The organism is Kitasatospora sp. NPDC101801, from assembly GCF_044766665.1.
Taxonomy (GTDB): Bacteria; Actinomycetota; Actinomycetes; order Streptomycetales; family Streptomycetaceae; genus Kitasatospora.
In genome coordinates this window covers 90,152-116,442 of the sequence record NZ_JBIWML010000017.1, presented here as the reverse complement: position 1 = coordinate 116,442, position 26,291 = coordinate 90,152, and the positions used below count along the sequence as shown (strand labels likewise).

Here is a 26,291-nt window from a genome sequence, read left to right as displayed (position 1 = left end):
GTGGGTCGTGCGACCGAGCGCTCTGCGCCTAGTGGTGGCGGTGGTCCTGGGGGGTGAGGCGGGGGCCGTAGCGGGGGGCGGGGGTGCTGGTGAGGGTGAGGAGGCGGCAGAGGCGGTGGCGGTGGCCCGGGTAGGGGGCGAGGAGGGCGAGCATCTGGGCGTCGTCGCTACGGGGACGGCCCGCGAGGGCCCAGCCGACCAGGTTGGGGAGGTGGTAGTCGCCGACCGAGACCGCGTCGGGGTCACCGTTGCTGCGCTGCAGGGTCTCCGCCGCGGTCCAGTGCCCGATGCCGGGCACGACCGTCAGCCGGGCGAAGGACTCGTCGTGCGGGAGTGCGGCGGCCTCCTCCAGCCGGGGGGCCAGCCGGGCGGCCCGGACCACCGTGGCGGAGCGGCGGGGGTCGACGCCGGCCCGGTGCCACGCCCAGCTCGGGATCATCGCCCACTCCCGGGCGGACGGCGGCACCCACAGGCCCGGGGCCGGGCCGGGTGCGGGGGTGCCGAAGTCGCGCAGCAGGGTGCGCCAGGAGCGGTACGCCTCGCCGGTGGTGACCTTCTGTTCCAGGATCGCCGGGATCAGCGACTCCAGCACCAGCCCGGTCCTGACCAGCCGGACGCCCGCGTGGGTGCGCTGGGCCTCGCGCAGCGGTCCGGGCGGCAGCACCAGTCCTGACGGGTCGTCACCGTCGCCGAGCAGGGTGGGCAGCTGCTCAAGCAGCCAGTCCGCGCCGGGGCCCCAGGCCCGTCCTTCGACCTCGCCGGCCCGTGCGGTCAGCCGGAGCGTGCCGATCCCGCCCGGGGTCCGGGAGGCGCGCCAGACGCCGCCCTCCGGGTCCGTCCGGTGGGCCGGGTCGGCGGGGCCGCGCCGGAGCGGCAGCAGGGTCCGTCCGAGGTCCAGCGGGAAACCCGGCCGCCACCGTCGTACCGCGCCCGGCATCTCGCACCACCTCTCCGGGTGCACGATACGCCGGTCAGTAGGTGTAGATGCGGCCCTGCGGATTGACCGTCATGCAGGACTTGTCGTCGTCGGCGGTGACCGCCTCGGCGGACTTGGGGAGTTGGGTCGGGGCGGCGGTGACCGGGAAGGTGGCGCCGGTCGGCCAGTCCGCGCCGATCACCAGGGCCAGCGTCCTGCCGGTGCCGGACTCCTTGAGGGCGCCGGCCGGCAGGCCGAGGGCGGCGGCGACCGCCTGCGCCTGGGCGGCCTGGGCGGCGGGGTAGCTGAGCTGGGTGGTCGGCCGGTTGCCGCCGCCGCCGATCGCGGTGGCGTCGGTGAAGCCGAGGTGGACCAGGGCGGCGGTGATCTCCTTGGCCCGGAGTTCGGCGCCGGAGGCGTTCTGCACGGTGAGCTGGACGCCGGCCTTGGCCACCGGCACGGCCGGGGTGGGGTCGGGCGTGGGGGTGGGCGCCGGGCTCGGTGCGGCCGCGGCGGGTGCCGGGCCCTTGTCGTCGAACGGCCGGTCGGCCAGCAGCAGCTTCCATATCTGCTCGGTGTCCGGCTGCCTGAGCTCCAGCCGGTCCGGGTCGCTCTTGGCGGCGTCCACCGGGACGGTCAGAGTGGTGATCCGCTCGGTCGGCACCTCGCGCAGCTCGGTGCCGAGCTCGTACAGCTTGCGGATGTCGGCCAGCGGCTTGTCGACGCTGAGCGACTTGGTGGCGGCCTCGGCCAGCGACATCAGCCGGCCGGGGTCGGTGAGCGAGCCCTTGGCCTTCAACTCCCGCACCATCGCCGAGAGGTACAGGTGCTGGGCCTTGGTCCGGCCGATGTCGTCGCCCCAGGCGTCCCGCACCCGCAGCCACTTGAGCGCGTCCTCGCCCTGGATGTAGCTGACGCCCTTCGGCAGCTTGAGGTCGGTGCCGCCGACGCCCTTCTGGTACCGGTCCCAGAGGTTCATGTTGACGCACACGGGCACCCCGCCGACCGCGGTGGCCATGTTCGCCACGCCCGCGAAGTCGACCATCATGTAGTGGTCGACGTGCACCTGGGTGAGGGCCTGCCAGGTGCCGACCAGGCAGCCCGGGCCGCCCCGGGCCAGCGCCTCGTTGATCATCTTCTTCTTGACGGCGGGGTAGGTGGTCTTCCCGTCCTCGCTGCGGCAGGCCGGGATGTCCACCAGGGTGTCGCGCGGAATGCTGATCAGCGAGGCGTTGCTGCGGTCGGCGGAGACGTGCAGCAGCATCTGGACGTCCGCCAGGCCGGGCCGGTTGGCGTCGTCGGCCCCGCCACCGAGGGCGACGTTGGCGGCGGTGCCCCGGTTGTCGGTGCCGATCAGCAGGATGTTCAGCGGGGTCTGCCCGGCGGCGTTCGGCGCGGTCCTGGCACCGGTCACGTCGCTGAGGTTGAGCTCGCCGGCCTGGAAGTTGCCGTTCAGGTGCTGGTAGTACCAGTACCCGGCGCCGCAGCCGGCCACCAGGACGAGACCGACCGCCAGCGCGGTGATCCGCAGCCAACGGCGCCGTCGGGGGCGCTGCCCGGCGGCCCGGCGGGCCTCGGCCCGGCCGCCCGGTGGGCGGGTCTGGACGTCGGTCATCGGTGGACCCCCCTGCTCGAGCGGTCGCCCCCCGTAGGCCACCTGTTCGGAACCTACCCGACATCACAGCGCGGGTCCGAATCCTGTTACGGAATCAGAACGCTCGCGCGGAGCATGGCTGACGGACCGTCGACCGACCGGTTACTTGGCGCACACGTTGACGTCGTCGGCCTGCACCCGCTGGAGGTCCTTCGGTGCCTCGGTGGGCACCGGGGCGGCCGGCTTGCCGAGCGCGGTGTAGTCCTTGCCGAGCACCACCTGCAGCGAGTCCTTCGCCCCGAGCGTGCTGCTCTCCTTGGCGGTCTCGACCGGCAGCCCGAGCGCGACCGCCAGCGCCGCCGCCTGGTCGGCCTTGCCGCGCGGATAGCCGATCGAGCTGGTGGCCACCACGGCCGCGTCCTTGCCCGGGCCGGCCTCGGTGAAGCCCTTGCCCGCCAGCGCGGCGACGGCCTTGCCGGCCTGCCCGGCGGCCCCGGTGCCGTTCCGGACCGTCGCCCGGACCGTGGCCGCGTCGACCTGCGGCGCGGTCGGTGCGGGGGCCGGGGTCGCCGCGGGCGGCGCGGCCGGCGTCTCGGCGGGGGCGCCCGCCACCTCGGTGAGCGAGCGGTCGGCCGCGACCATCGCGAACAGCTGGGCGGCGTCCTTGTCGTTCAGGACCAGCCGGTTCTCGTCCTTCGGGTCGTCCAGCACCGGCACCGTGGTGAAGGTGATGTTCTGGGTGTTCACGTTGGCGAGGTCGAGGGCCAGGTCCTTGAGCTTGTCCACGCTCTTGATCGCGGAGTCCACGGTGAGCGCCTTGGTGGCGGCGTCCGCGAGGTTCCACAGCTTGGTCGGGCTGGTCAGGGTGTCGCTGCTCTTGATCTTGCGGATCATCGAGCTGATGAACTGCTGCTGGAGCGGGATCCGGGTCAGGTCGCCGCCGAGGCCCACGGCGTGCCGGGTGCGGACGAAGGCGAGCGCCTCCTCGCCCTGCACCACGTGCTTGCCCTTGGACATCTTCAGGTGCGAGTCCTTGTCGTTGATGTCCTTGGCCGCGCACACCTCCACCCCGCCGACGGCGGTGGAGAGGGTCTTGACCGCCTCGAAGTCCACCATCACGAAGTGGTCGATGTGAATGTCCGTCATCTTCTCGACGGTCTTCCAGGTGCAGCCCGGGTCCCGGCCGTTCTGCCCCAGGCTGGTGTTGAACATCGCCCGGCTCTCGCCCGGGATCTTCTTGCCGGCCGCGGTCTCGCACTCCGGGATCGGCACCATCAGGTCGCGCGGGATGCTCAGCACCGTCGCGTTGGTGCGGTCCTTGGAGATGTGGAACAGCAGGGTGGTGTCGGCGTGGCCCTCGCTGCCCTCGTCGCCGTACGCGCGCCCCAGGCCCTGCCGGCTGTCGGTGCCGATCACCAGGATGTTCAACGCCCCGGTGGCCGCCTTCGGCCGCTCGGCCTCGGAGCCGACCTTGACCTCGACCGAGGAGAGGTTCCCGTTGAAGTGCTGGTACGCGTAGTAGGCACCGCCGCAGCCGGCCACCAGCAGCAGGGCGGCCGCCCCGGCGGTCCACTTGAGGGCCCGTCGGCGGCCGCGCGGCTTCGCACCGGGAGGACGGCCCGCGCCCTGCGTGCGGCGCCGGTCGGCCCGGCCGCCGGTCGGCGGTTCGGCCGCCCGGCGGGGCCGCTCGGCCTCCCGGGGGCGTGGCACCTGCGCGGGCACCGCGTCCAGGTCCAGCCGGAACTCGCCCGTGGCCGGGTCGAGCACCCACTGATCGGCCGGATCGACCTCTGGCGGGTTCTGATCCGCGAGATCCGCCCTGTGCCGGTGTCCGCTGTTCATCCCGGACACCCTAGACGAGCTTCCGCCCGGATTCGGCCGGAGTGTGACCGGCATCATGGCGGGCAACCGCCTTAAAAACGGGCAAAGTTCGCGACTCGCCTGCACCGAACCTCCACATTTCGGCCGTCCGGGGTCAGTGCATCACGCAGGAGTCCTGGTCGGCGGTCCGGCCTTCCAGGGTGGGGCTGGTGGTGGGCAGCGGGGGCATCGAGGCTGACGGGGCATCGGGGAACGGCGACTCCGTGGTGGCGTCCTCCGCCGGGTCGGCGCTCGGCCCGGGCGGGTACGCCGGGGCGAACGGACCCGCGAAGACGGCGGCCGAAGCGTAGGCCGCACCGGAGGGTGACGGCGAGGGCGAGGGCGTGACCTGGTACGGCTGGACGGTGACCGGCAGGTCGACCCGGATGGCGGCGAACAGCTGGTCGGTCTGCGGCTGGACCAGCTGGTCCCGGTCCCAGTTCCCCGGGTACGGACGGCGCGGGGTGGTCAGGAAGACCACGTTCTCGGTCGGCATCGAGCGCAGGTCCTGGGCCAGGTCGTAGAGCGCGCCGACCCGGCTCAGTCCCTCGTCGGCGGTGACCGCCGAGGTGGCCGCGTCCAGCAGCGGCCACAGCCTGGTCGGGTTGAGCAGCACCCCCTGCGACTGCACCTTGCGGATCAGCGAGGCGAGGAACTGCTGCTGACGCCCCATCCGCTGGGTGTCGCTGCCGTCGCCCAGGGTCTCCCGGACCCGGACGTAGCCGAGCGCCTGCTCGCCGCCGAGGGTCTGCCGGCCGGGCGGCAGGTCCAGTTGGGCGTTCCTGTCGTGGATCGCCCGGGGGACGCAGACCTCCACCCCGCCGACCGCGTCCACCATCTTCTTGAAGCCGGTGAAGTCGAGGATCAGGTGGTGGTCCACCCGGATGCCGCTGAGCTGCTCCACGGTCCGGATCGTGCAGGCCGGGCCGCCCGTCTCGAAGGCCCAGTTGAACTGCATGAAGCGGGCCTGGGTCCGCGTCCCGTCCGGGAGTTCGCAGGCCGGCACCCGGACCATCGCGTCCCGGGGGATGCTCACCGCCGTCGCGTGCTGCCGGTCGGCCGCGAGGTGCAGCAGGATCGTGGTGTCCGAGCGCCGCCCGCCCGCGTAGCCGTACGCGGCGTTGGCCCCGCTGCGGTCGTCGCTGCCGATCAGCAGGATGTTCTCGGCCTGCAACGGGCCCCGGTCGGGCCGTTCGGAGGCGTCGTGCTCCAGCAGCCGGCCGGTGGTGGCGTCGGTCTCCAGGTTGCCGTCCAGCTTCCGGTAGCCGATCCAGGCCAGGACTCCGCCCGCCACCAGGAAGAAGGCCAGCACGGCGGCGGTGATCAGCAGGAACCGGCGGCGCCCCCCGCCTCGTGAGGTCGGGGGGCGTTCGCGGTCGTCATCGTCCTCGGCCATGACGGGGATGCCTACCCCTGGCCGCCCGGCCGGGGTCAGCCCAGGCGCAGAGTCACCCGTTCGGATTCGATCCGCTTCGTCCACTGCTCCTCGGTCAGCTCACCGGAGTTCCGGCAGAGCACCACCGAGGCACCGGCGGCCAGCGGGGCGAGCAGCCCGGCCTCCAGGCCGGTCCAGTCGTCGTACCCGAAGGTGCTGAGCACCCGGCTGCCCGGCTCCAGGCCGAGCCGGACCGCGCCCTCCCGGGCCAGCGCCACGGTCTGCTCCCCCGTCAGCTTCAGCGGCAGGCCGTCCACCAGCGTCTCCAGCGCGGGGGCCTGCGGGTCCACCGGCGAGTACGGGGCGAACCGGTCGCCCTGGCCGGGCACCTCGGCGGCGTAGTCCAGGAAGCCGTCGGGCCGCTCCGGGAACCGGCCGCCGAGCGGGCGGAGCGCCAGCGCCACCCGCTCACCGGAACAGTCCTTGGCGGTGTCCAGGCCGTCCGGGCCGCTGATCACCAGATCGGCGTCGGCCGGGCTGCCGCCCGGCACCGCCGTCACCCCGACCGACCAGCAGGCGAGCAGCCAGACGGCGCTCTGCCAGTGGGCCGGCAGGAGCAGCGCGGCCCGGGTCTCGGGCCCGGCGTTCAGCTCGTCCTGGAGCAGGTTGGCGGTCTTGGCCACCCAGTTGTCGAAGGTCTTGGCGGAGAGTTCCACCCGCTCGCCGGTCGCGTCGTCGTAGAACGTGACCAGGGGACGGGACGGATCGGCGTCGGGGGCTCCCGCGCGCAGATATGCGTGCAGCAGCTCGGCGGGAGTGCGGGCGTCGGCAGCGAAGGGCGCAGTCATGGTGCGGTCCAGCCTACGACCTCGGGCGGCGCCCGGGGAGGGGAGGGCGACCGGACGAACTGGCGTGGCGTCAGGTCCGTTTTGCGCGCAATATCCCTTCTATGCGCCTCTCCCTGCTCGCCGCCGTCGGCTCCCTGCTGCTGCTCCCGCAACCCGCCTTCGCCCAGCCCTCGGACGGCGGGGTCCGCACCTTCCCGCTGACGGCCGGTCAGCGCGGCCCGGCCGAACGGGACACCGCCCCGTTCTCACTCGTCGGGGTGAGCTGGGACGACCCGGGCACGGTGTTCGAGGGCTCCGTCCAGGTGAGGGTCCGCCCGGTCGGCGGGGTGTGGGGCGACTGGCACCTGCTGGAGGTCGAGGCGGACGACCGGCCCGATCCCGGGGGCGCCGAACGGGCCGGCCGGGGTGCCACCGCACCGCTCTGGGTCGGGCCCAGTGACGGGGTCGCGGTCCGGTTCACCGGCACTCCGCCGCGCGGGCTGCGGGCCGAACTGGTCGACCCGGGACGGAGCTCCGCCCGGTCGCTGCCCGCGACGGCCCACGAGGGACCGCGCCCGGGCATCGTCACCCGATCGGGCTGGGGCGCCGACGAGAGCCTGCGCGAGCCCGGCTTCGGCTACACCGGGCCGGTCCGGGCGGTGTTCGTGCACCACACCGACACCGCCAACGACTACGCCTGCTCGGACGCGCCGAAGGTGATCCGGGCGATCTACCAGTACCACGTGAAGAGCAGCGGCTGGCGGGACATCGGCTACAACTTCCTGGTGGACCGCTGCGGCACGGTCTACGAGGGCCGGGCCGGCGGGGTGGCCGAACCCGTGCTGGGCGCCCACACGCTGGGCTTCAACACCGACACCGCCGGGGTGGCCGCGCTCGGCCGCTACAGCTCCGACACCGCACCGCAGGCCCAGGTCGACGGGATCGCCAAGGTGGCCGCCTGGAAGCTCGGCCTGACCGGCCGGGACGCCGACGGCTCGGTCACCCTGACCTCGGCCTCGGACGGCAGCAAGTTCAAGAAGGGCACCAGCGCCACCTTCCGCACCGTCTCCGGCCACCGCGACGCCTTCAACACCGAGTGCCCGGGCAACGCCCTCTACCAGCGCCTCCCGGCCATCCGCTCCTGGTCGGCGCACCTGCAGGGGCGCTAGGGCCGGTCGACGGCCGCTACGGCCGGGCCTCGCGCAGGGTGCCGTTGATCTCCAGGTAGCCCTCGCCGGTGCGGGGGCAGCGCCAGCGGCCGTTGCCCTCGTCGGTGAGGGGTTCGCCCGCGCGGCCGACCCATTTGATCCGGCGGGCCGGGACGCCGGCCACCAGGGCGAAGTCGGGGACGTCCCGGTGCACCACGGCGCCCGCCGCGACCAGCGCCCAGCGGCCCACCGTGACGCCCGCGACCAGCACCGCGCGGCCGCCGATCGAACAGCCCTGACGGAGCGTCACCCCCTTGGCGTGCCAGTCGTCGCCGCGCTTGAGCCGGCCGTCGGGGTCGACCGAGCGGGGGTAGAGGTCGTTGGTGAGGACGGCCGCCGGGCCGACGAAGACGCCGTCCTCCAGGACGGCGGGCTCGTACACCAGGGCGTGGTTCTGCAGCTTGACCCGGTCGCCGATCCGGACCCCGGGGCCGACGTACGCGCCGCGCCCGATGATGCAGTCCGCCCCGATCACGGCGTCCTCGCGGACCTGGGCCAGGTGCCAGACCGTGCTGCCGGGCCCGATCACCGCCCGCTCGTCGACGTCGGCGCTCTGTTCCACCCGCACGGAGTTCCCCATGGCGCCGAAGATAGCGCCACGGGGACCACGTGGTGGGCTAGTTGGCCTCGGTGACCGGCGTCATCGGTTCGGGCGCGGTGCTGGCGATCACCCGGCGGGCCAGCTTGCGCGGGGAGGTGAGGAAGCCGAAGCCCCAGCTCAGGTGCATGGTGGCGAGGGCCAGCGGGAGCTGGAGCCGGGCCTTGGGGGCCAGGCCCCGGCCCTCCAGCACCGAACCGCCCGCGATCGCCAGCAGGTACCCGGCCGGCAGCACGAAGCACACCGGGTGCAGGGCCGCGCCGAGCACCAAGCCGGTCAGCACCCCGAGCAGGGCGGCCGGCGGCGCCAGGTAGCGCAGGTTGACCGAGCCCTTGTGGTACCGGGTGACCACCCGGCGCCAGCGGCCGTAGTCCTTGTACTGCTTGGCCAGCGCCCGGACGCTCGGCCGGGGCCGGTAGGTCACCCTGAGCTGGGGGGTGAACCAGATCAGACCGCCCTCCTGGCGGATCCGGTAGTTCAGCTCCCAGTCCTGGGCCCGGATGAACTCCTCGTTGTAGCCGCCGAGCCGCTCCAGCACCTCGCGGCGGAAGACACCGAGGTAGACCGTCTCGGCCGGGCCGGCCAGGCCGCCGGTGTGGAAGGCCGCGTTGCCGACACCGATCTTCGAGGTCATCGCGGCGGCGACCGCCTGCTCCCACTCGGTCTCGCCCTCGGCGTGCATGATGCCGCCGACGTTGGCCGCGTCCATCTCCCTGAGCAGCCGGACGGCGGTGGAGACGTACCCGGGAGTGAGCAGCCCGTGCCCGTCCACCCGCACCACGATCGGGTGACGCGAGCCCCGGATGGCCGCGTTCAGTCCGGCGGGGGTGCGGCCGGTCGGGTTGGCCACCGTCCGCACCCGGGGGTCCTCGGCGACCAGCTCGGCGGCGATCGCGTCGGTCCGGTCGGTGGAGGGGCCGAGGGCGATCACCACCTCCAGCTCGCCCGCGTACTCCTGTTCCAGGATGTGCCGCACGGCGGCGCGCAGATGACGTTCCTCGTCGAGCACCGGCATGATCACGGAGACCGCCGGCAGCTCCTCAGCAGCCTTGGTGTTCATCGGGGCCCACCGTACCGGCGGCCGCCCGGCCTTGTCAGGTTCGGTCTGCTGAGCGAGGTCCGCAGGAACGTTTCATCGACCGTCCCGGCGTCCGGCGTACCCGGTCGGCGCGCCCCCGCCCGGCCACCGGGGCACCCGCCTACCATCCGAGAGATGCCGTCCACCGACCCGCACCCCGCCCGGGAACGCACCCCACGCCGCCGCTGGGGTCGCTGGCTGGCGGGCGCGGTCTCGCTCGCCGTGCTGGTCACCGCCTGCGGGGGCCGGGCGCTGCTGAACGGCGTCGGGGACGCGATCGGGCGGGTGGACGCCTTCGACCGGAGCAAGGAGCGGCCCGCCGACGACGGGGTCACCACCTTCCTGGTGGTCGGCACCGACGACCGCGAGGGCATCCCCGCCGACACCCTCAAGAACGTGCTGCACGCGGGCGGCGAGTCCTGCCACTGCACCGACACCATGATGATCGTCCAGCTCGCCGAGGACGGCGGCCGGGCCAGCGTGGTGAGCATCCCGCGCGACTCCTACGTCACCATCCCGGCTCACCGGGACCTCGCCACCGGCCGGGAGGTGCCGGACGGCCACGGCAAGATCAACGCGGCCTACGGGATGGGCGGCGCCCCGCTCACCGTCCGCACCGTGGAGCAGAACACCGGCCTGCGGATCGACCACTACCTCCAGGTCAACTTCCTCTCCTTCGTCTCCACCGTGGACGCGCTGGGCGGCGTCGAGGTGTGCAGCTCCCGCCCGCTGAAGGACGAGTACTCCGGTCTCGACCTGCCCGCCGGGACCACCCGGCTGGACGGCGCCGGGGCGCTCAAGTACGTCCGGGCCAGGCACCTGGACGGCAGCTCGGACCTCGGGCGGATGCAGCGTCAGCAGAAGTTCCTGGCGCAGCTGCTGCACCAGGCCACCGGCAGCGACACCCTGCTGAACCCGGTGAAGCTGAGCCGGGTGACCGACGCCGTGCTGAAGTCCGTCAAGGCCGACCGGGACCTCTCCACCGAGGACCTGGTCCGGCTGGCCGGGCGGCTCAAGGACCTCTCCCCCGCCCGGGCGGACTTCACCACCGTCCCGGTCGGGGACGTCAACTTCCAGGTCGAGGGCTGGGGTTCGACGGTGCGCTGGGACGCCGCAGGGGCCAAGGCGCTGTTCGCCGCGGTCCGGGAGGGCCGTCCGCTGACCGACCGGCCGGTGGCGGCCACTCCCCCGGCCGCACCGGTCCAGGTCACCGTCCCGCCCGGGCAGATCCACATCCAGGTGCTCAACGGTGCGGGCGTGGTCGGGCTCGGCGCCCGGGTGGACGGTGACCTCCACAAGGCCGGCTTCGCCACCACCGGCGCCCCCTCCAACGCGGGCGGCGGCTCCACCACCCGCACCACGGTCCGGTACGACCCGCGCTGGGACGAGTCGGTCAAGACCGTGGCCGCCGCCCTCCCGAGCGCCGAACTGGTCGCCACCCCCGGCCTCGGCGCCACCATGCAGGTCGTCGCGGGCACCGACTACACCGGCGTGGTCGGCGTGGCCACCCCGCCGCCGCCCTCGCCCACCGCCGCCCCGTCCCCCGCCGAGACCCCGGCGGTCACCGCCAGCACCGGTACCGAGATCAGCTGTCCGTGAGACCGGGGCGGCATCAATACGGCAGCAGCCCGGTGGTGACCAGCTCGAAGTCGAACGGCGCGGGAATGTGAACGGTCTCGCCGAAGTCGACGTCCGCCCGGCGGATCGACGCGTGCCCGGGTGTCCGCGCGGTTCCTCCGTCGGCGAACCTCGCCTCGGTGGTGGTGCCGGGCCACGTATCGTCCGGGCATGGCTGATCAGCGCTTGATCGAGGTGGGTGGGATCCGGCTGGCTTTCCAGGTCTCGGGCCCGTCGGACGCTCCGCCGGTTCTCCTGTTGCACGCCCTGGGCACGGACGCCACCGACTGGGAGGTGGTGGCACCGGTCCTCGCCACCGAGCGGCGGGTGTACGCGCTCGACCTGCGCGGTCACGGCCGGAGCGACTGGCCCGGGGAGTACTCCCTGGAGCTCATGCGGGACGACGTGCTCGGCTTCCTGGACGCCGTGGGTGCCGACCGGGTCGACGTGGTGGGGCACTCGATGGGCGGAGTGGTGGCCTACCTGCTCGCCGAGGAGAGTCCGGGGCGGGTGGACCGGCTGGTGCTGGAGGACGTGCCGGCTCCGTACCCCCGCCGGCCGACCGTTTCGGCCAGGCCGGCGGGGCGGCTGGGCTTCGACTGGGAGATGGTGCTCGCGGTCAGGAGGCAGCTCGACACCCCTGACCCGGCCTGGCTGGAGCGCCTCGGCGGGATCACCGCCGAGACCCTGGTGCTGGCGGGTGGCCCGCGCAGCCACCTGTCCCAGGAGGGCGTCGCCGAGCTGGCCCGCCGGATCCCGGGCGGACGGGTCGTCACCATCCCCGCCGGACATCTGATCCACCGCACCGAGCCGGCCACGTTCACCGCGGAGGTCGGCAGGTTCCTCGGACTGCCGGAAGCGCACTGAGGGCCGGCCGACCGCGATCCGCAGCTCTTCCGATCAGCTGCGGACTGGTGCATCCGGTGCGGCGGCTGTTGCCGTCGGTGGCCCGGGCTCCCTAGGCTCGCCACCGCTCGGACGGACCAGGACGAAGGAACACGGTATGACCATCGCAGCCAGCCCCGATGCCCTCGACCGGAAGATCGACCTGTGCTTCGGACAGGTCGACCTGGACCGGAACGGGCTGGTGGACGCCTCGGACGTGCTCGGACTCGCGGCCCGGACGATCGCCGCCTCGGGGGAGGACTTCGACTCGCCGAAGGCGGTGGCGATGCTGACGGCGGCTCAGGCGTGGTGGCGGGCGCTGGTGGCGGACCTGGACACCAACCGGGACCGGAAGATCCAGCGGCACGAGTACCGGGCCGGGATGCGGCTGCTCGCGGAGGCACCCGGGGCGTTCGACGACGTGCTGCGGCCGATGGCGCTGGCGGTGTTCGCGCTGATGGACCGGAACGGCGACGGGGTGATCTCGGCGGCCGAGTTCTGGGACTTCCAGCGGGCGTTCGGCTCCTCCGAGGCGGCGGCGCGGTTCGCCTTCGAGAAGCTGGACACCGACCGGAACGGGGTGCTCTCCGAGGCGGAGGTGCTGTCGGCGTTCCGGGGGTTCTACACCAGCACCGACCCGGACCAGGTGGGCAACCACCTGTTCGGCGACGCCCTGGACTGAGCGCACGTCAGTAGGCGACGGAGGGGCCGCACCCCCGTGGGCGACCCCTCCGTCGCGTACTGCCCGACCGGGTGTCAGTCCGTGGCGATGGCCGCCAGGACGTTCATCCGGCCGGCCCGGAAGGCCGGGAGCAGGGCGGCCAGCAGGCCGACCACGGCCGAGGCGAACAGGATCACCACGATGGTGGTGACCGGGACGGTCAGCAGGCTGATGCCGTTGCCGGAGAGCACCTGCTGGGAGGTGACGCCCCAGGCGAGGCCGAGGCCGGTGCCGAGCAGGGCGCCGAACAGGGCGATCACCACGGACTCCAGCCGGATCATCCGGCGGAGCTGACGGCGGGACAGCCCGATCGCCCGGAGCAGGCCGATCTCCCTGGTGCGCTCGACCACCGAGAGGGCGAGGGTGTTGACCACGCCCAGGACGGCGACCACGATCGCCAGACCGAGCAGGCCGTAGACCATGTAGAGCAGGGTGTTGACCTGGCTCTGGATGATCTCCTTGTAGCCCGCCTTGTCGGTGACCGTCAGCTGCGGGTACTGCTTGAGGGAGTCCTCCAGCGCGGCCAGCGTCTTCGCCGGGTCGGCGCCGTCGGCGAGCTTGGCGAACATCGCCTTGTCGGCCGGCAGATCCGCCGCCGGGACGGCCTTGGCGACCGTGTCGAGGTTGGCGAAGGTCCCGTTGAACATGTCGCTGCCGGCCTTGATGACCAGGCCGACCGTGAGCTCCTGGGTGTGGCCCTGGCCGTAGTCGGCCGTGATCCGGTCGCCGGTCCGCAGACCGTGCTCCTTGGCGAACCCGCTGCCGACCGCCACACCGCCGAGCGCGAAGGCCGCCTCCCCGGAACCCGACTCCGCCGGCATCTTGAAGTCCTCCACGAAGGTCTTCGACGCGGCCGCCAGGTCCTCCTTGGTGCGCTTGCCGTCCGAGGTGACGAGCACCACCGGGAGCGACTTCTGCAGCGTCAGGTGCTTGAGGCCCTGGGTGCCCTGGGCCGCCGTCACCATCGCCGGGGTGAGGTCCGCGTTCGTCCTGGAGGCGACCACGTAGTCGGCGCCCACCGACTGGTCGATCTGGTCGTTGGCCGAGGTGACCATCGAGGAGGTGACCACCGAGGCCCCGGTGACCAGCGCCAGGCCGATCATCAGTGCCGCGGCGGTGGCGCCCGTACGGCGCGGGTTGCGGGTGGCGTTGCGCTGCGCCAGCTTGCCGGACGGGCCGAACAGCGCGGGCAGCACCGCGCCCAGCACGCCGACCATCCAGGTGGAGAGCAGCGGACCGATCACCACCAGGCCGACCAGGGTCAGGAAGACGCCGCCACCGAGGAGTTGGCCACCGGTACCGGCCGAGCTCGCACCGGCCGCCGCGAACAGCAGTGCCGTGCCGCCGCCCGCGAGCACCAGCCCGATCGCGGCCCGGATCCGGTTGGCCTTGGCCTCGCTGGGCGTGCCGTGGTCCCGCAGGGCGGCCATCGGCGAGATCCGCGACGCCCGGCGGGCCGGGATCCAGGCGGCCAGCACGGTGATCACCACGCCCACCGCGTAGGAGGCGATCGGCACACTCGCGCCGATCTGCAGGTCGGCGGAGGACAGGTTCATCCCGGTCGCCTTCATCAGCTGGATCAGGCCGACGGCCAGGCCGATGCCGGCCAGCAGGCCGAGGGTGGAGCCGAGCACCCCGAGGAACAGCGCCTCGATCAGCACCGAGCGGTTGACCTGGCTGCGGCTGCTGCCGATGGCCCGCATCAGCCCGATCTCCCGGGTGCGCTGCGCGACCAGCATCGAGAAGGTGTTGATGATCAGGAAGCCGCCGACCAGCAGCGAGATCCCGGCGAAACCGAGCATCGCGTACTTCATGTAGTCGAGGAAGGCCATGTCGGCCTTGCCCTCGGCCTTCTGCTCCTCGGCGGTGAGCACCGTGTACCCGTCGCCGAGCGCGGCCAGCGCGGCGGCCTTCAGCGCCTCGTGGCTCTTCGAGCCGTCGCCCGTCACCTCGACCGTGCTGAGCGCGGTCCTGCCGAGCAGGTACGACTGCGCGGTCGGCAGGTCCAGGAAGGCCAGCGCCGCACCGGGGTTGGTGGTCTGGAAGGTGGCGATGCCGGAGATGGTGAAGACCCGGTCGCCGACCGCGGTGATCACCCGCAGCTTGCCGTCGATCCCCAGGCCGGCCTTCTTGGCCGTGTCGGCGTCCAGCACGATCTGGTCGCCACCGGCGGGCGCCCTGCCCGAGGTGATCTTCAGCATGTTCTGGTTGTCGTGCCAGGAGCCGGTGATCGTCGGGGCACCGCTGGTCGGGCCGACCGCCTTGTTGGTGAGCGGGTTGGTCAGCACCGCGTTCTGGACCGAGACCTCACCGCGCGCGGACTTCACCCCCGGCAGGGCGGCGATCTTCTGCTCGGTGTCCACCGGGACGGTCCGGGGCTTGCCCCGGCCCTCGCCGTCCGGCTGGTCGTCGGCCTCGGGGACGGCCTGCCGGACCGAGATGTCCGAGGCGGTGGTGGCGAACAGCTTGTCGAAGGTGGAGGTCGCGGTGTTGGAGAACACCAGGGTGCCGGAGACGAACGCGACCGAGAGGACCACAGCGATGAGCGAGAGCGCCATCCGACCCTTGTGGGCGAAGAAGCTCCGTAGTGACGTCTTGAGCAGCATCGGTTTCTGACCCCGTCTCAGCTGGTGCGCTTGCCGTCGAAGCGACGCATGCGCTCGAGGACGGAGTCGGCGGTCGGGGCGTGCATCTCGTCCACCAGGCGGCCGTCCGCCAGGAAGAGCACGCGGTCGGCGTAGGAGGCGGCGACCGGGTCGTGGGTGACCATCACGATGGTCTGGCCCAGCTCGTCCACCGAGCGGCGGAGGAAGGTGAGCACCTCGGCGCCGGAGCGGGAGTCGAGGTTGCCGGTGGGCTCGTCGCCGAAGATGATCTCGGGGCGGGCGGCCAGCGCCCGGGCCACCGCGACGCGCTGCTGCTGGCCGCCGGAGAGCTGGGTCGGGCGGTGCTTCAGGCGGTCGGCCAGGCCGACGGTGGAGACCACGGTGTCCAGCCAGGCGGCGTCGGGCTTGCGGCCGGCGATGTCCATCGGGAGCGTGATGTTCTCCAGCGCGTTCAGCGTGGGGAGCAGGTTGAAGGACTGGAAGATGAAGCCGATCTTGTCCCGGCGCAGTCTGGTGAGATGACGGTCATTCAGGCCGGTGATCTCGGTGTCACCGATCCAGATCCGGCCCTCCGAGACCGTGTCGAGCCCGGCCAGGCAGTGCATCAGGGTGGACTTGCCCGAGCCCGAGGGGCCCATGATCGCGGTGAACCGGCCGCGGTGGATGTCCACGTCCACCGCGTCGAGGGCGGTGACCCGGGTCTCCCCGGCGCCGTACGCCTTGGTCACCTGCCGCGCGGCCGCGGCCGGGGCCTCGGGGCCGCCGGAAAGCTGCTGGTCCTGCACGGCGCTGGCTGCCGTCGTCACTGGAGTCTCCTCGTTGGTGGTCCACCCGTCGGCCCCAGACTTCCGCAGCGCACCCGTCCGGGGACATGGTGCGGTCTGCCGTCTTGATCCTGGGGCTGCCCCCACCCTCCAGGTGGTGCTGAGTGGAGTGGCGAGGTAAGAACCACGGTAGGAGCGCCGCCCGAACGGATCGTCATCCGCCGGGAGGAAGCCGACCAACGAGCGATGTACGGGCTGCGGGCCCCCTCCCCCTAGGGGTTCCCGCCGCCCGCCTCAGGGATCGGCCGCCGGGTCAGCCGGTCAGCACCGGCTCGCCCTGCCGGACCAGGGCGGTCGCGAAGGCGTCCACCACCGGCGTGAGCAGGGCCTCGGTCTCCCGCTCGATCAGCGTCGAGCCGTCCTCCCGGGTGCCGATGTGGCGGTCCAGCACGAACCAGCCCTGGGTGACGTGCCCGGCCCACATCGAGGTGAGCACCGGCCGCAGCGCGTAGTCCACCGCGAGCACGTGCGCGGTCGAGCCGCCGGTGGCCAGCGGCAGCACCGCCTTCCCGGCGAGCGCGTACTGCGGCAGCACGTCCAGCAGGGCCTTCAGCAGCCCCGAGTACGCGGCCTTGTAGACCGGGGTGCCGATCACCACGCCGTCAGCCTCGGCGAACAGCTCGATGGCGCGGGCCAGTTGGGGGTCGCCCAGGTCGGCGGAGAGCAGCGCGGCCGGAGGGAGGGCGCGCGCCTCCAGCGGGATCACCCGGTGGCCCTGCGCGGTCAGCCGGGCGTCGACGTGGCGGAGCAGGCGGGTGGTGCGGGAGGTGGCGGAGGGCGAGCCGGAAACGGACAGGACGGTGGCCATGAGGCACCCCAGGAAGGTGGAAGCGGGCAGGGCTCGACGCGCGACGCTGCGCGGAGGAAGGGCGGGAGCGGAGGTGGCGAGCGGTCAGCCACTACAGAGGGAGCAGGACACGCGCAACAGGTCGACGTGCCGCCGCCGCGTGAGGATCCGTTGCTGCTCCATGGACGTCATGGGACCACGCTGCGTTCGAACGGGTCAAGGTTCGTTCCGCCCTGTGAACATACGGCCGACCCGTCCGGGACGTGCATCAACTGTGTTACAAGGGCCCTGGTGGCAGCCCCGACTGCGGTGCGCGGCCGCGGTTTCGGGCATCCTTCCCCCCATGAACACGTGGCAGGAGGACCGCCCGGGGGGCGGCAGTGGCGGCGGGGCCTTCGGGTCCTACGGCTCCGAGGGCGGGCCGAACCCGTACCGGGACGAGCCCCCGCTGCCGCCCGGGCTGAACCCGCGCGGCCCGGGCGCCCCGGCGCCGCGCCGTCCGGCCGCACCGCCGCAGGCGGCGCCCGCGGTCCCGGTCGCGCAGCCCGTACCGGTGCAGGCCCGCCCGGGTCTGCCGCCCGAGCTCGACCCGCGCGGTCCGGGTGCCGCGCCGCGCACCCCGGGTGCCCCGATACCGCCAGGACCGGGGCAGCCGCCCACCGCGCCGCGTCCGGCGAACGCGCGCTGGCCGCGCCGCCGGAAGATCAAGTACGGCGTCTACGGCACCTTGGCCGCGCTGATGGTGGCCGCCGTCGGCACCTACTTCTGGGCCGACTCCCAGCTCAACCACGAGAACGTGCTGGTCTCCTACGACGGCAGACCCCCGGCAGGCAAGGGCACCAACTGGCTGATCGTCGGCTCGGACAGCCGGGCCGGGCTGACCGACGCCGACGAGGACGCGCTGCACACCGGCTCCGCCGTGGGCAAGCGCAGCGACTCGATGATGCTGCTGCACATCGGGGACAACGGGAACACCCTGATGAGCATCCCGCGCGACTCCTGGGTGCAGATCCCGGCGCACCCCAACACCAACGGGAGCGGCAAGACCGTCCCGGCCACCACCACGAAGATCAACGCGGCCTTCAACACCGGCGGCGGCAAGCTGCTGGTGCAGACCGTCGAACACAACACCGGCATCCGGATCGACCACTACGCCGAGATCGGCTTCGCCGGCTTCGTCGGGATCGTGGACTCGGTCGGCGGCGTGGAGATGTGCGTCGACAAGGCGATCGCCGACAAGGACTCGGGGCTCAACCTCAAGGCGGGCTGCCAGTCGCTGAGCGGCAAGGAGTCGCTGGCCTTCGTCCGGCAGCGGCACCAGATGGCCGACCAGGACCTGGGCCGGATGCGCAACCAGCAGAAGTTCCTCTCCGCGCTGGCCAACCAGGCCGCCTCGCCGGGCACCCTGCTGAACCCGTTCACCTTCTACCCGATGGTCAGCTCGGGCCTGGGCACCCTGATCGTGGACGACGACGCCGGTCTCGGTGACCTCGGCTCGCTCTTCCTGGCGATGCGCTCGGTCTCCGGCGGCGAGGGCAGGTCGATGACCGTGCCGATCGCCAACCCCGACTTCCGTACGCCCACCGGCGAGTCCGCGGTGAAGTGGGACACCACCAAGGCCAAGCAGGTCTTCGACGCCTTCAGGAGCGACAGCGCGGTGCCCGACGTGAAGTGACCGGCGCCCTGAGCCCGCGTCAGATCTGACGCGCGGTCAGCCCGCCTCACCCGGACGGCCCCCACAGGGCGGCCGTCCGGGCGCCGCTAGCCCACCCTGGAAGCATGAGCAGCACTGGCCGGTCCGGCGGCACCCCGGGGGCGTACGGCTCCGAACCGCCGCTGCCACCCTCGCTGAACCCGCGCGGGGGCCCGGCCGCCGGGCCGCCACGGCGGCGCCGGAACCGTTGGCGCATCGTCCGCTGGACGGTCGCGGTGCTGGTGCTGGCCCTGGTCGGCGGCGCGGTCGGCAGCTACCTCTGGGCCGACCGGAAGATCCGGCACGTGGACGCGATCACCGACTGGTCCGGCCGCCCGGGGAACGGCCCCGGCACCAACTGGCTGCTGGTCGGCTCGGACAGCCGGGCCGGGCTGACCGAGCAGCAGGAGCGGGACCTGCACGTCGGCGGCGAGTCGGGGATCAACACCGACACCATCATGGTGCTGCACGAGGGCGACAACGGCCCGGTGCTGATGAGCATCCCGCGCGACAGCTACCTGCCGATCCCCGGGCACGGCAAGAACAAGATCAACGCGGCCTTCGCCCAGGGCGGCCCGCAGCTGCTGGTGCAGACCGTGGAGCAGAACACCGGCATCCGGATCGACCACTACGTCGAGGTCGGCTTCACCGGCATCGTGGACGTCGTGGACTCGCTCGGCGGCGTCCGGATGTGCCTGGACCGGCCGGTGGTGGACGCGAAGTCGGGTGCGGACCTGCCGGCCGGCTGCCGGGACCTGAACGGCACCCAGGCGCTCGCCCTGGTCCGCACCCGCTACTCGCTGCCCGACTCCGACCTGAGCCGGATCGGCAACCAGCAGGCCTTCCTGCAGGCGCTGGCCGGGGAGGTGCTGAGCACGTCCACCCTGCTCGACCCGTTCGTGCTGTACCCGTTCCTGAGCGCCGCGCTGGGCGCCCTGACGGTGGACCGGGGCAGCTCGCTCTGGACGCTGACCCGGTTCGGGTGGCAGCTGGACAAGGTGTCGGGCTCCGGCGGACGGACCGTCACGGTGCCGATCGCCGACCAGAACCACCAGACCCCGGCGGGGTCCTCGATCCTCTGGGCGCCGACCGCCTCGAAGCAGCTGTTCGAGCAGATCCAGAACGACCGGCCGGTGCCCGCACCGTCCTGAGCTCAGGGGCGGTAGAGCTGGTGGATCGCGCTGATCTTGCCGGCCGGGTCCAGCGTGACGGAGAACTGGTTGCCGTAGCAGCCGTACGGCCGCTGCACCGAGGTCGCGTTGGTGAGGCAGGTCTCCGCCCGGGCCATGAAGTCGTTCAGCGGGAGCAGCTTCTCCTGCAGGTCGGCGAGGAGGTAGGTCTTGACGTCGTTGCTGAACTCGAACACCTTCACCGCCCCGGTCGGGGTGAAGTAGCTCTCCCCCGGGACGTTCGGACCACAGACGAACTTGGTCTCCTTGGCCTTCATCCAGACGTGGGTGGCGTAGCCGACCTCGGCGGCCTCGATCACCCGGCCGATCTGGGCCGCGTTGGCCGTGCAGTCCGCTGCCGGAGCGGCACCCGCCTTGGTCGCGCCTTTCGACGGCGTCGCCGCCGGAGCGGACGGCTTGGTGGTGGGCGTGGCAGCGGGCGCGCCGGTCGGCGTGGCGCCGGCCGTGGCGGTCAGGCCGGGCCCGGTCGCGGGTGCGGCGTCCTTGGGCCCGCAGGCGGTCAGGGCCAGGACCGCGGTGGCGAGGACGGCGGCGGCGACGGACAGGCGGTGAGCGTTCATGGCTGGATTCCCCCGGTACGAAAGGCAAGGTCACCCTCCACACGGGGCGACCGGCCGCCCCGGTTACCACCCTTCCCCGCCTGTGACAGCACCAGGACATTCGCGCGCGGCTGGGACACCCTCGGTGCCGGAGCCGTCACAATGTGCTCCATGTCGCTGGTGACCGCTCTGATCTACCGCCGCCGCAGCCGCCTGTTCGGGCGCCTGGTGCAGGAGGCCCTCGCGCTGTACGGGATGGAGGTGCCCGCCGCCGTCGAGATCGGCCCCGGCCTGCGGGTCTTCCACCGCGGCTTCGGCACCGTGCTGCACCCGTACACCACCCTGGGCGCGGACGTCACGCTTTACAACGGCGTCACCATCGGCCGGGCCGACCCCTGGGTGCCGCAGCAGCGCAGCGCGATGCGCCGGATCGTCCTGGAGGACGGCGTCCTGGTCGGCGCGGGCGCCAAGATCGTCTGCCGGAGCGGCGTCCTCACCGTCGGCGCAGGCACCGTCGTCGGCGCCAACGCCGTGCTCACCGGCTCCACCGGGCCGAACGAGATCTGGGCCGGCGTCCCGGCCCGCCGGATCGGCATGCGCGAGGACCCCGCCGGTCACACCGACGGGGTCCGGTACGGCAGCTGACGCTACGGGAGGTTGCGGGACATCACGATGCGCTGGATCTGGTTGGTGCCTTCGTAGATCTGGGTGATCTTGGCGTCGCGCATCATCCGCTCCAGCGGGTAGTCACGGGTGTAGCCGTAACCGCCCAGCAGCTGCACCGCGTCGACCGTGATCTCCATCGCGGCGTCCGAGGCGAAGCACTTGGCGGCCGCGCCGAAGAACGTCAGGTCCGCGTCCACCCGCTGCGACCTGGCGGCCGCCGCGTACGTCAGCTGACGCGCCGCCTCCAGCTTCATCGCCATGTCCGCGAGCATGAACTGCACACCCTGGAAGTCACCGATCGGCTTCCCGAACTGCTTGCGCTCCCGCACGTACCCCTTGGCGTAGTCCAGCGCGCCCTGCGCGATGCCCACCGCCTGCGCGGCGATGGTGACCCGGGTGTGGTCCAGCGTCCTCATCGCGGTCGCGAACCCCGTGCCCTCCGCCCCGATCATCCGGTCGGCGGGGATCCGCACGTTGTCGAAGTAGACCTCCCGGGTCGGCGAGCCCTTGATGCCGAGCTTCTTCTCCGGCGCACCGAACGAGACGCCCGCGTCGCCCTTCTCCACCACGAACGCCGAGATGCCCTTGGACCGCAGCTCCGGATCGGTCACGGCGAGCACCGTGTAGAACTCCGACACCCCCGCGTTGGTGATCCACCGCTTCACACCGTTGAGCACCCAGAAGTCCCCGTCCCGCACCGCCCGGGTCTTCATCCCCGCCGCGTCCGAACCCGCGTCCGGCTCCGACAGGCAGTACGAGAACATCCCCTCGCCCCGCGCCAGCGCACCCAGGTACTTCGCCTTCAACTCCTGCGAACCCGACAGCTGCACCGGCAGCGAACCCAGCTTGTTCACCGCCGGGATCAGCGACGAGGACGCACACACCCGCGCGATCTCCTCGATCACGATCACGGTCGCCAACGCGTCCGCCCCCGCACCACCGAACTCCTCCGGCACGTGCACCGCATGCAGCTCACTGGCCTGCAACGCGTCCAACGCCTCCTGCGGGAACCGGCCCTGCTCGTCCACCTCCGCCGCAAACGGAGCGATCTTCGCCTCCGCCAACGACCGCACCGCCTCCCGGAGCATCTCGTGCTCCTCGGAAACCCGGAAAAGGTCGAAATCCGCCCCGGAGTTGCCCGCCATGTGCCTCGCCCCTTGAATTCGGACCACGTTAGTTACCGTTAAGTAAGACTAATTCTAGGCTCGCGCCCTGCCTACCCCGGACGTGACCTGCGTGACACGGCTCAGCGGACGTTCTCCCCCAGCGTGTCGCCGGTGCCGGGGTGCTCGGCCAGGTACTCGGTCACCCGGTCGTTGCGGACCGCCTCCCAGAGCTGCTTGGCCACCCGCTGGTCGAGGTAGACCACCGACTGGCCGCCCTCGTCGCCGAAGCCGCCGAACGGCGCGTTCATGAAGCGCACCCCGTCGCCGCGCAGCCCGCGCAGGCTCCAGGCCAGGTCGTACAGGTCGGTGTTGCTCAGCTTGTCGTCCACGCTGACCACCTCGCCGACCGAGCCGAGCAGGCCGGTCAGCTTGCCGGGGTTGCCCAGGGTGCCCGAGCTGAGGGTCTGCTGCATCAGGGCGCGCAGGAAGTTCTGCTGACGCTTCGTCCGGTCCAGGTCGCCGTTGGGCAGCCCGTACCGCTCCCGCACGTAGAGCAGCGCGGTCGTGCCGTCCATGTGCTGGGTGCCGGCCGCCCAGTGCCTGGCCTCGCCCTTGCCCTCGATCTCCTTGGGGATGGTGATGTCCACCCCGCCGACCGCGTCGGTGAGCGACCGGAAGCCGTTCCAGTCCACCACCGCCAGGTGGTCGACCGGGATGCCCGTGAGGTCCTGGATGGTGCGCACCATCAGCGCGGGGCCGCCCAGCGAGTACGCCGCGTTCAGCTTGGCCTTGCCGTGGCCCGGCACGTCCACCCAGGTGTCCCGGGCCAGCGAGATCACCGAGGCGTTCTTCCGGTCCGCCGACAGGTGCAGCAGCATCATGGTGTCGCTGCGGGCCGCCCCCGCCTGCCAGACCGGGGCCTTGGCGGGCGCACCCGCGTCGGTCCTGGCGTCCAGGCCGACCAGCAGGAAGGTCACCCCGGCGTTGGGCACCGGCTTGGGTCGCTCGGACTCGGCGAGGCTCGGCAGCGCCCCCGGGATCCGGGCCACCGAGGAGGCGTAGTGGTCGGCCGTCCAGTACACCGCCCCCGCGCAGCCGCCGGTGATCAGCAGCACCGTCAGCAGCACGGCCGGCAGCAGCCGGCGGCCGCGCCGCCGGGGCCCGGGCGGGGCCTCCGGGGCCTCGGTGCCGTCGGCCTGCGCGGTCTGCTCGGACCGGTCGGCGAAGATGCTCAGTCCGGTGGGGTCCGCCCCGTCCTCGGTGCTCATGCGGGCATTGTCCGGTCGGACGGCACGCACCGGGCCGGAACCGGTACGAGGAGGTGAAGTCGTTACCTCTCGGCGGACGGCTACGCGCTGGGGCCCACGCCGGATAGCATCGGTCACTGCCCGACCCGAGCAGACCGAACCAAAGGGGAAGAGCGTGACCCTCCGCATCACGGTGATCGGCACCGGATACCTCGGCGCGACGCATGCCGCCTGCATGGCGGAGCTCGGTTTCGAGGTGCTCGGCCTGGACATCGACCCGGAGAAGATCGCCACCCTGGCCGCCGGGAAGATCCCGATGTACGAGCCCGGTCTGGCCGAGCTGCTGGTCAAGCACGTGCCCGGGCACCCCGGTTCCTCCGGCCGGCTGCGCTTCACCACCTCCTACGAGGAGGTGGCCGAGTTCGGCGACGTGCACTTCATCTGCACCAACACCCCGCAGAAGAAGGGTGAGTTCGCCGCCGACATGTCCTACGTGGACGCCGCGCTGGACTCGCTCGCCCCGCACCTCACCCGCCCCACCCTGGTGGTCGGCAAGTCCACCGTGCCGGTCGGCAGCGCCAACCGACTGGCCGTCAGGCTGGCCGAGCTGGCCCCGGTCGGCGAGGCCGCCGAGCTGGCCTGGAACCCGGAGTTCCTCCGCGAGGGCTTCGCCGTCGGCGACACCCTGCACCCCGACCGGCTGGTGGTCGGCGTCCGCAGCGAGCGGGCCGAGGCGCTGCTCCGCGAGGTGTACGCGACGCCGGTCGCCGAGGGCGTCCCGTTCGTGGTCACCGACTTCCCCACCGCCGAGTTGGTGAAGGCCGCGGCCAACTCCTTCCTGGCCACCAAGATCTCCTTCATCAACGCGATGGCCGAGGTCTGCGAGAGCGCGGGCGCGGACGTGGTCCAGCTCAGCAAGGCGCTCTCCTTCGACGAGCGGATCGGCGGCAAGTTCCTGAACGCCGGGGTCGGCTTCGGCGGCGGCTGCCTGCCCAAGGACATCCGGGCCTTCATGGCACGCGCCGGGGAGTTGGGCGCCGACCAGGCGCTGACCTTCCTGCGCGAGGTCGACTCGATCAACATGCGCCGCCGCTCCCGGATGGTCGAGCTGGCCCGCGAACAGTGCGGCGGCGGCTTCCTCGGCCGCCGGGTCGCCGTGCTCGGCGCCGCGTTCAAGCCGAACTCGGACGACATCCGGGACTCCCCCGCGCTCAACGTCGCCGCGCAGATCCAGCTCCAGGGCGCCCAGGTCTCGGTCTACGACCCCAAGGCGATGGACAACGCCCGGAAGATGTTCCCCGGCCTCACCTACGCCGGCTCCGCCCTGGAGGCGGCCGAGGGTGCCCACGTCGTCCTGCACCTGACCGAGTGGCAGGAGTTCCGCGAGCTCGACCCGGCCGTCCTCGGCACCGTGGTCGCCGAGCGCCGGATACTGGACGGCCGGAACGTCCTGGACGACGCCAAGTGGCGCGCGGCCGGCTGGCACTACCGCGCGATGGGCCGCCCGACGGTGGAATAGCCGCTGTCCGGCGGGGAGTTGCAGCGGGTATGAGCGACGACGCGGTGGTGCGGAAGATCCTGCTGGACAGCGGCGACACCTGGGCGGTGGTCGGGCTGTCGAACAACACCGCCCGGGCCGCGTACGGGGTGGCCCGGGTGCTGCAGCGGGCGGGCAAGCGGGTCGTGCCGGTGCACCCCAAGGCCGAGACGGTGCTCGGCGAGCCGGGCTACGCCTCCCTCGCCGACATCCCGTTCGACGTCGACGTGGTGGACGTCTTCGTGAACTCCTCGCTGGCGGGGGCGGTCGCCGACGAAGCGGTCGCCAAGGGCGCCAAGGCGGTCTGGTTCCAGCTCGACGTGATCGACCAGGAGGCGTACGCGCGCACGACGGCGGCCGGCCTGGACATGGTCATGAACCGCTGCCCGGCGATCGAGCTGCCGCTCCTTTAGGCAAGCGGTCGAGCTTCCACGGTCAGGGGCTCGGGGAACTGCGACGCCGGCCTCGGGAGCGTTCGACGTGCGTACGGGGTCAGGCACTTTCGCCGTGACACCCGCCGGCCACGAACCGTCGCCGTTGCCCGAACCCCTGGACAGTGCAACGGGAGCACCTGCGAAAGGGCTGACCTAGCGGGCCTTGGTGCGGAGGTGTGCGAGGACCAGCGGGTCTATGTACCCCGGGACGAGGCGGCCTTCGAGGTTCTCGACGCCGGCCCAGCGGTCGAGGGTGGGGTGGCCGGTGGCGGTGAGGAGGGAGGTGACCTCGGTGGCCAGGGCGCCGGTGAGTTCGAGCAGGGTGGCCGGGTCCGGGGTACCGAACAGGATCTCGTGGCCGGCCAGCAGGCGGGCGAGCTCGGTGACCGGGTCGGGGTGGTCGTCCACCCGGAGGTCGTAGGAGACGTCGCTGAGGCCGCCGTAACCGGCGCCCCGGTCGGCGACGTACAGCGCGGCGCTCTGTCGCCCCCGGCTGTCGCCGCCTGCCGCGTCCCCGGCCGCCAGGGTGGCCACCAGCCGCTCCGCGAACGGGAGTTCGGCCCCGCCGAGCCAGGTGTCCTGCATCGCCTCGACCACCTCGGGCCCGGTCAGGATGTTGCCCTGGATCGCGTAGCCGGGGCCTGCCACGCCCCCCGCCCAGTCCAGGCAGTCCACGCCGGTGTAGGTGGCGCCGTCGCCGGAGCAGCCGACCACGCCGAGCTGGCGGTCGGCCCGGCCGGGGTCGGCGGCGGTCAGCCCGGCCACCACGTCGGCGGGGGCGACGCCGGTCCGGAGCAGGGTGAGGCCCTGCGGCCGGTAGGCGAAGTTGGCCATCGCCTGGGTGGCCAGCGCGCCGACCTCCGCCTCGGCGGCCGGGACGACCGCGCCTGCGGCGAGGAACTTGCTGGCCACCGCGACACCGACGGCACTGCCCGAGCGGGCCACTACGGAGAAGGTCACGCCGAGGGACGATAGCCGCTCGT

23 protein-coding genes are annotated in these 26,291 nt (G+C 72.5%); 9 read left to right on the top strand and 14 right to left on the bottom strand.

The genetic code is table 11. The features are described 5' to 3' along the window. Positions 1 to 28: 28 nt before the first annotated feature. The 5 genes from ACIRPK_RS20350 to ACIRPK_RS20330 all read right to left on the bottom strand — a co-directional run bounded on the left by ACIRPK_RS20350 (position 29) and on the right by ACIRPK_RS20330 (position 6,593). Positions 29 to 937: a DNA-3-methyladenine glycosylase family protein gene (locus ACIRPK_RS20350; RefSeq protein ID WP_403040643.1), complete on the bottom strand. Its 909-nt coding sequence runs from the start codon at positions 935 to 937 to the stop codon at positions 29 to 31. Positions 938 to 971: 34 nt separating this feature from the next. Further along, complete coding sequence (locus ACIRPK_RS20345) at positions 972 to 2,531, bottom strand: LCP family protein (RefSeq protein ID WP_403040642.1); 1,560 nt, start codon at positions 2,529 to 2,531, stop codon at positions 972 to 974. A gap of 141 nt (positions 2,532 to 2,672) precedes the next feature. Further along, positions 2,673 to 4,352 (bottom strand): LCP family protein, encoded by a 1,680-nt coding sequence (locus ACIRPK_RS20340; protein ID WP_403040641.1) that lies wholly within the window; start codon positions 4,350 to 4,352, stop codon positions 2,673 to 2,675. 133 nt (positions 4,353 to 4,485) lie between these two features. Further along, a complete protein-coding gene (locus tag ACIRPK_RS20335) occupies positions 4,486 to 5,766 on the bottom strand; it encodes an LCP family protein (protein ID WP_403040640.1) in 1,281 nt (426 codons plus the stop codon). A 35-nt stretch (positions 5,767 to 5,801) separates the two neighbouring features. Further along, entirely contained in the window at positions 5,802 to 6,593 is a 792-nt protein-coding gene (locus ACIRPK_RS20330; RefSeq protein ID WP_403040639.1) for a TIGR03089 family protein, read from the bottom strand. 101 nt (positions 6,594 to 6,694) lie between these two features. Here ACIRPK_RS20330 and ACIRPK_RS20325 point away from each other — a divergent pair, with 101 nt between their 5' ends. Further along, complete coding sequence (locus tag ACIRPK_RS20325; RefSeq protein WP_403040638.1) at positions 6,695 to 7,741, top strand: peptidoglycan recognition protein; 1,047 nt, start codon at positions 6,695 to 6,697, stop codon at positions 7,739 to 7,741. A gap of 16 nt (positions 7,742 to 7,757) precedes the next feature. Here the strand turns inward: ACIRPK_RS20325 and ACIRPK_RS20320 are convergent, their stop codons facing one another. Continuing rightward, positions 7,758 to 8,360, bottom strand: coding sequence for an acyltransferase (locus ACIRPK_RS20320; protein ID WP_403040637.1), 603 nt, complete (start codon positions 8,358 to 8,360; stop codon positions 7,758 to 7,760). Positions 8,361 to 8,397: 37 nt separating this feature from the next. After that, positions 8,398 to 9,438, bottom strand: a complete 1,041-nt coding sequence (locus ACIRPK_RS20315) for a glycosyltransferase family 2 protein (RefSeq protein WP_403040636.1) — start codon at positions 9,436 to 9,438, stop codon at positions 8,398 to 8,400. Positions 9,439 to 9,591: 153 nt separating this feature from the next. On the opposite strand from ACIRPK_RS20315, the gene ACIRPK_RS20310 reads away from it, so the two are divergent. The 3 genes from ACIRPK_RS20310 (at position 9,592) to ACIRPK_RS20300 (ending at position 12,640) form a co-directional block, all read left to right on the top strand. Continuing rightward, positions 9,592 to 11,055: an LCP family protein gene (locus tag ACIRPK_RS20310; protein ID WP_403040635.1), complete on the top strand. Its 1,464-nt coding sequence runs from the start codon at positions 9,592 to 9,594 to the stop codon at positions 11,053 to 11,055. Positions 11,056 to 11,244: 189 nt separating this feature from the next. Beyond that, positions 11,245 to 11,940: an alpha/beta fold hydrolase gene (locus ACIRPK_RS20305; protein ID WP_403040634.1), complete on the top strand. Its 696-nt coding sequence runs from the start codon at positions 11,245 to 11,247 to the stop codon at positions 11,938 to 11,940. 136 nt (positions 11,941 to 12,076) lie between these two features. Continuing rightward, positions 12,077 to 12,640 (top strand): EF-hand domain-containing protein, encoded by a 564-nt coding sequence (locus tag ACIRPK_RS20300; RefSeq protein WP_403040633.1) that lies wholly within the window; start codon positions 12,077 to 12,079, stop codon positions 12,638 to 12,640. A 74-nt stretch (positions 12,641 to 12,714) separates the two neighbouring features. Here the strand turns inward: ACIRPK_RS20300 and ACIRPK_RS20295 are convergent, their stop codons facing one another. From ACIRPK_RS20295 to ssuE, 3 genes are all read right to left on the bottom strand, one after another. Beyond that, on the bottom strand, positions 12,715 to 15,285 hold the full coding sequence (locus ACIRPK_RS20295) for an ABC transporter permease (protein WP_403040632.1): 2,571 nt from the start codon (positions 15,283 to 15,285) through the stop codon (positions 12,715 to 12,717). 17 nt (positions 15,286 to 15,302) lie between these two features. Next, positions 15,303 to 16,091: an ABC transporter ATP-binding protein gene (locus tag ACIRPK_RS20290; RefSeq protein ID WP_403040631.1), complete on the bottom strand. Its 789-nt coding sequence runs from the start codon at positions 16,089 to 16,091 to the stop codon at positions 15,303 to 15,305. Positions 16,092 to 16,362: 271 nt separating this feature from the next. Further along, the gene (ssuE, locus tag ACIRPK_RS20285) at positions 16,363 to 16,917 is read right to left on the bottom strand and encodes an NADPH-dependent FMN reductase (protein ID WP_403040630.1); all 555 of its coding nucleotides are present in this window, start codon (positions 16,915 to 16,917) and stop codon (positions 16,363 to 16,365) included. 322 nt (positions 16,918 to 17,239) lie between these two features. Here ssuE and ACIRPK_RS20280 point away from each other — a divergent pair, with 322 nt between their 5' ends. Together ACIRPK_RS20280 and ACIRPK_RS20275 are read left to right on the top strand one after the other, a co-directional pair. Further along, positions 17,240 to 18,571 carry an LCP family protein gene (locus ACIRPK_RS20280; RefSeq protein WP_403040629.1) on the top strand — a complete coding sequence of 444 codons (1,332 nt, stop codon included), beginning with the start codon at positions 17,240 to 17,242 and terminating at the stop codon, positions 18,569 to 18,571. 104 nt (positions 18,572 to 18,675) lie between these two features. Next, on the top strand, positions 18,676 to 19,740 hold the full coding sequence (locus ACIRPK_RS20275) for an LCP family protein (RefSeq protein WP_403040628.1): 1,065 nt from the start codon (positions 18,676 to 18,678) through the stop codon (positions 19,738 to 19,740). Between the two features lie 2 nt (positions 19,741 to 19,742). On the opposite strand, the gene ACIRPK_RS20270 is transcribed toward ACIRPK_RS20275, so the two are convergent. Next, positions 19,743 to 20,339 (bottom strand): hypothetical protein, encoded by a 597-nt coding sequence (locus tag ACIRPK_RS20270; protein ID WP_403040627.1) that lies wholly within the window; start codon positions 20,337 to 20,339, stop codon positions 19,743 to 19,745. A 150-nt stretch (positions 20,340 to 20,489) separates the two neighbouring features. Here ACIRPK_RS20270 and ACIRPK_RS20265 point away from each other — a divergent pair, with 150 nt between their 5' ends. Next, positions 20,490 to 20,963: a serine O-acetyltransferase gene (locus ACIRPK_RS20265; RefSeq protein WP_403040626.1), complete on the top strand. Its 474-nt coding sequence runs from the start codon at positions 20,490 to 20,492 to the stop codon at positions 20,961 to 20,963. Between the two features lie 2 nt (positions 20,964 to 20,965). Here the strand turns inward: ACIRPK_RS20265 and ACIRPK_RS20260 are convergent, their stop codons facing one another. After that, on the bottom strand, positions 20,966 to 22,129 hold the full coding sequence (locus tag ACIRPK_RS20260) for an acyl-CoA dehydrogenase family protein (RefSeq protein ID WP_403040625.1): 1,164 nt from the start codon (positions 22,127 to 22,129) through the stop codon (positions 20,966 to 20,968). 101 nt (positions 22,130 to 22,230) lie between these two features. Beyond that, positions 22,231 to 23,358, bottom strand: coding sequence for an LCP family protein (locus ACIRPK_RS20255; protein ID WP_403040624.1), 1,128 nt, complete (start codon positions 23,356 to 23,358; stop codon positions 22,231 to 22,233). Positions 23,359 to 23,512: 154 nt separating this feature from the next. Here ACIRPK_RS20255 and ACIRPK_RS20250 point away from each other — a divergent pair, with 154 nt between their 5' ends. Together ACIRPK_RS20250 and ACIRPK_RS20245 are read left to right on the top strand one after the other, a co-directional pair. Beyond that, positions 23,513 to 24,856: a UDP-glucose dehydrogenase family protein gene (locus ACIRPK_RS20250; RefSeq protein WP_403040623.1), complete on the top strand. Its 1,344-nt coding sequence runs from the start codon at positions 23,513 to 23,515 to the stop codon at positions 24,854 to 24,856. Between the two features lie 29 nt (positions 24,857 to 24,885). Next, entirely contained in the window at positions 24,886 to 25,287 is a 402-nt protein-coding gene (locus ACIRPK_RS20245; RefSeq protein ID WP_403040622.1) for a CoA-binding protein, read from the top strand. Positions 25,288 to 25,461: 174 nt separating this feature from the next. Here the strand turns inward: ACIRPK_RS20245 and ACIRPK_RS20240 are convergent, their stop codons facing one another. Further along, positions 25,462 to 26,268, bottom strand: a complete 807-nt coding sequence (locus ACIRPK_RS20240; RefSeq protein WP_403040621.1) for a DUF1028 domain-containing protein — start codon at positions 26,266 to 26,268, stop codon at positions 25,462 to 25,464. Between the last annotated feature and the right edge of the window lie 23 nt (positions 26,269 to 26,291).